1 protein-coding gene is annotated in these 220 nt (G+C 61.4%); it reads right to left on the reverse strand.

The annotated features are described in order from the left end of the window. The coding region (locus KUG43_RS16780) for a hypothetical protein (RefSeq protein ID WP_216910970.1) at positions 1–187 on the reverse strand (187 nt) is incomplete at its 3' end. Positions 188–220: the final 33 nt, after the last annotated feature.

Here is a 220-nt window from a genome sequence, read left to right on the forward strand (position 1 = left end):
TGCGGAAGAGAATCTGGTTTTGGTTGCCGCCGGATTCAGCAGCGAGGATCTGCCAGCCGGTGAACTGACTGGCTTTGATCTGGGCGCCCTGGTAGCGAACCGGAGCGGTGACGCCATTGATGCGAACGGAGACCAGATCGGTGCTGGTGTCGCGGAGTAACTGCACGGCGCCGTTGGGATCAAGCACCTGCAGGGTGGTGTTTGTGGTCGGGGGTGGAGT

Source organism: Synechococcus sp. CCY 0621 (assembly GCF_019038465.1).
Classification (GTDB): Bacteria; Cyanobacteriota; Cyanobacteriia; order PCC-6307; family Cyanobiaceae; genus Cyanobium.